Here is a 3,584-nt window from a genome sequence, read left to right as displayed (position 1 = left end):
GCTGTACGCCGGTATAACCTGCTTAGTGGCGGCGGTTGCTTACCACCACGCTGGGGCTTAGGTTTTACGCAGCGTGTGCAGCGCCTGTCAACAGCGGCCGACGTAATGAAAGAAGCCAGTGCCTTTGAGGAAAAAGGATATCCACTTGATTTTATAGGTTTAGAGCCGGGTTGGCAAAGCAAATCGTACCCATGTACGTTTGAATGGGATAAGTCCAGGTTCCCTGACCCCAGAGATTTTGTGCAGACTATGCTTAAAAAGAATGTAAGGCTTAATTTATGGACCAATCCCTATATTTCGCCGGAGTCGCCGATAGCTAAAACCATTGCGGGATATACTGGATCGAATTCTGTATGGGTTGGCGCTGTCGCGGATATCACGATGCCCGAAGCAAGGCAGGTTTTTTTTGGCGAGCTATCGAAAAATAAAATAGACATCGGCGTAAGCGGGTTTAAGATAGATGAAGTGGACGGCGGCGATGAGTATCTCTGGCCGGATGTGGCAACTTTTCCGTCGGGACATAGTGCAGAACAAATGAGGCAGACCTACGGCCTGATGATGCAGCGCTATGTTACCGAACAATACCATCAACTTAACCGGCGTACTTTCGATTTGGTGAGGGCTTCTAATGGCGGTGGTTCATCTTTTCCTTTCGTTATTTATAACGATTATTATAACCATCGCGATTTTATAACAGCTTTAATAAACAGCGGCTTTGCCGGCGTTTTGTGGACACCCGAAGTAAGGGACTCTAAAACTGCAGAAGAGTGGCTGCGGAGGTTTCAGTCGAATATATTTTCGCCTATGCCTATGATCAATGCATGGGAAAGCGGAACCAAGCCCTGGTCGTTTCCTGAAATTGCCCCGCAGGTTAAGCAAATGGCTGCTTTACGTATGCAAATGATGCCCTACTGGTACAGCGAATTTGCCAAATATCACTTTAAAGGCATTCCTCCATTCCGATCGATGGTACTGGAAGAGGGCTTTGGGAGCCACGATTTAATTAAAAATACAAATGATGCAAACCTGAAAGACTATCCTTATGGTCGTTTGATTACACAAGAAGTTAAAGACCAGTATATGGCAGGCCAATACCTGTTGGTAGCGCCTATGTTTAGCGGAGAAACCAGCCGAAAAGTTATTCTGCCTAAAGGCAACTGGTATGATTTTTACACCGGCAAATATGCCGGCAACGGCGAAGTGATCAGCGTTACGCCCGGCTTAGACAAAATACCGGTATATGTCAAAGATGGCGGTATAATACCGATGATGCCGCCTATGCTCCACGCGCCGAAAGCAAACGAAAAGATAGATCTGGAGATCAGGTATTACGGCAGTAAACCAGGATATTATTTATTGTACGATGATGATGGTGAAACATTTGACTATGAAAAAGGGGAGTGGTCTTTCAGAAAGATCAAAGTAGAGCTCAAAAACGGGAAGATTGACGGTACAATATCGGCCCCTGTTAAAGGAAAGCCTAATACCGTTGGAAGGGTAACTTTTAAAAAAATAGGGTGAGGGTAATCAATAAAATTTCAATATAGTGACCTGCAAGTAGCAAAACTTTAAAATGTATCCCCGCCCGATGGTATTAAGGTATTTAAATACCGACTTACGAGCTTTCTGGTAACCCACGGGATTAAAAATATATCAACAAAAAAGGCTCGCAATTTGCGAACCTTTTTCAGCGGAGAGTTAGGGATTCGAACCCCAGGAACCTTTCACAGTTCAACAGTTTTCAAGACTGCCGCAATCGACCACTCTGCCAACTCTCCGGGGACAAAAGTACAAATCCGGAGCGAATTGCCAAATTTGAATTGTACTTTTTTTAATTTAATTAAATAATCGATATAAATTACTGATTAACAAAAAGTTAATTTTTTGCTTGGCCAATTTTTCTGGTTCGAAAAGTGTTAAATCGCGGTTTTACGATGCGGATTGTGCGCTTGGAAAGCTCTACGGATGCGTTTAATTCGAACCCAATGATCAAAATTAATGAGTTTATGTACATCCATATCATGACCACAATGAGTGTACCGATGGAGCCGTAAACCTTGTTGTACGATGAGAAATTGTTAATGTAATAGGAGAAGCCCAGCGATGTTAAAACCGCCAGCGCTGTAGCCAGTATGGAGCCTGGGTTTACAAAATTCCATTTCTTTTTATGCGCAGGGGCATATCGATATAAACAGCCGATGGTTACAAAAATGATCACGACAATAATAACCCATCTGAACAGCATAACCGGGTAAACCCAAAAGTGATTTTCGGACGCTACGTGCGATTGAATGAACCGGATGATCGATTGGCCCAGGATGAGTATGGAAATGGCCAGCAGCAACGCAAAACTTATGGCTACGGTAATTCCTGTTGCTACCAGGCGTCGTTTAAGCCAGCTCCGTTTATCTTCAATCAACGAAGACTTGTTAAAGGCCTTCATGAGGTTGATAACCCCGTTGGTGGCAAAGTATAATGTTGAAAGGAAACCGAAAGAAAGTAATTTACCGTTTTGATTACTAACAATATCAAAAATAGTTTCCCTGAAGGCCAGATACGCATTTGTGGGCATTACAGAAGCAAGCACCATCATCAGGTTATTCTTAAAATGCTTTATTGGCACATAAGGGATAAGCGTAAATAGAAAGATGGTAGCCGGAAAAACGGCCAGCATGAAACTATAAGCCAGCGCATAAGCGCGGTTAATAAGCGAGTTATTGGTGATCTCCTTGACAAAGAAATCAATAACGGTATATAATGGCAATGGCCTGAAACCCGGAATAATGACAGACTTTGTCCACTCGATGATATACCTGTAGAAACTAAACCGGAGTAAAAAACGGTGGAGCCATTTCATTTACACCAAATCTACTTAAAAAAGGGCATTAATCTATCGGTAAAATCCTGCGGAGGGAGGCATGGGCGATTGGTTTTCATGTTGATGAACACCAGTAAAGTTTCGCCGATATTGATAAGCTCGCCTTTGGGGTTTATAAGCTCGTACTTGAAATGAATGCGAATGCCCGGTAGCTTATCCATGATCACCCTGATACTGATCTCCTCATCATATAAAGCTGGTTTCAGGTATTTGCACTGCAGCTCGAGTACAGGCATCATAATGCCCGATTCCTCCATGCCTTTATAAGTAAGGCCAAGACTGCGGAGCATTTCTACACGGCCAACTTCATAAAACTCGGCATAATTACCATAGTACATATAACCCATCTGGTCGGTTTCGCCGTAGCGCACCCGTATTTTGGTGGTGTGCTCAAACATTACCTACGGATGTTACGATCATTAAGGGCTTGCTGAAATTTATGCGCGTTAACCAAATGGTCTGCCATGTTGGTTGCAAAGGCATGATAGCCGGAAAAATCAGCTTTGGCACACATGTAAATATAATCGCTCTTCTGATAGTTCAGTACTGCTTTTACCGCGTTAACCGATGGCATCATGATAGGGCCCGGAGGCAAACCTGTATGCAGGTAAGTGTTGTATGGCGAATTGTATGAAAGGTAACGGGTAAGTACGCGTTTGATAGTAAAATCATTCAGCGCGAAGATCACAGTAGGGTCAGCTTCAAG

The 3,584-nt window shown here is 43.4% G+C and carries 4 protein-coding genes and 1 tRNA gene; 1 reads left to right on the top strand and 4 read right to left on the bottom strand.

Annotated features, from left to right (window positions below; translation table 11 throughout):
- The coding region (locus tag VF500_RS09710) for a TIM-barrel domain-containing protein (protein ID WP_330859485.1) at positions 1–1,521 on the top strand (1,521 nt) is incomplete at its 5' end.
- A 170-nt stretch (positions 1,522–1,691) separates the two neighbouring features.
- Here VF500_RS09710 and VF500_RS09705 read toward each other — a convergent pair.
- The 4 genes from VF500_RS09705 to VF500_RS09690 all read right to left on the bottom strand — a co-directional run.
- Positions 1,692–1,778, bottom strand: a tRNA-Ser gene (locus VF500_RS09705).
- 98 nt (positions 1,779–1,876) lie between these two features.
- Positions 1,877–2,857, bottom strand: coding sequence for a YihY/virulence factor BrkB family protein (locus tag VF500_RS09700; RefSeq protein ID WP_330859484.1), 981 nt, complete (start codon positions 2,855–2,857; stop codon positions 1,877–1,879).
- A gap of 11 nt (positions 2,858–2,868) precedes the next feature.
- Positions 2,869–3,276: a thioesterase family protein gene (locus VF500_RS09695; protein WP_330859483.1), complete on the bottom strand. Its 408-nt coding sequence runs from the start codon at positions 3,274–3,276 to the stop codon at positions 2,869–2,871.
- Positions 3,276–3,584 (bottom strand): endolytic transglycosylase MltG (locus tag VF500_RS09690; protein ID WP_330859482.1); only part of this gene is annotated, 309 nt, incomplete at its 5' end. The genes VF500_RS09695 and VF500_RS09690, both read right to left, overlap by 1 nt.

The sequence above is a fragment of the Mucilaginibacter sp. genome, from assembly GCF_036383575.1.
Classification (GTDB): domain Bacteria; phylum Bacteroidota; class Bacteroidia; order Sphingobacteriales; family Sphingobacteriaceae; genus Mucilaginibacter.
The sequence above is the reverse complement of the archived record's forward strand: the minus strand, read 5'-3'. Positions and strand labels throughout refer to the sequence as shown.

Coding starts and splice junctions, on each gene's coding strand:
- VF500_RS09700 (WP_330859484.1), bottom strand. CDS start 2,857: ATGAAATGGCTCCACCGTTTTTTACTCCGGTTTAGTTTCTACAGGTAT.
- VF500_RS09695 (WP_330859483.1), bottom strand. CDS start 3,276: ATGTTTGAGCACACCACCAAAATACGGGTGCGCTACGGCGAAACCGAC.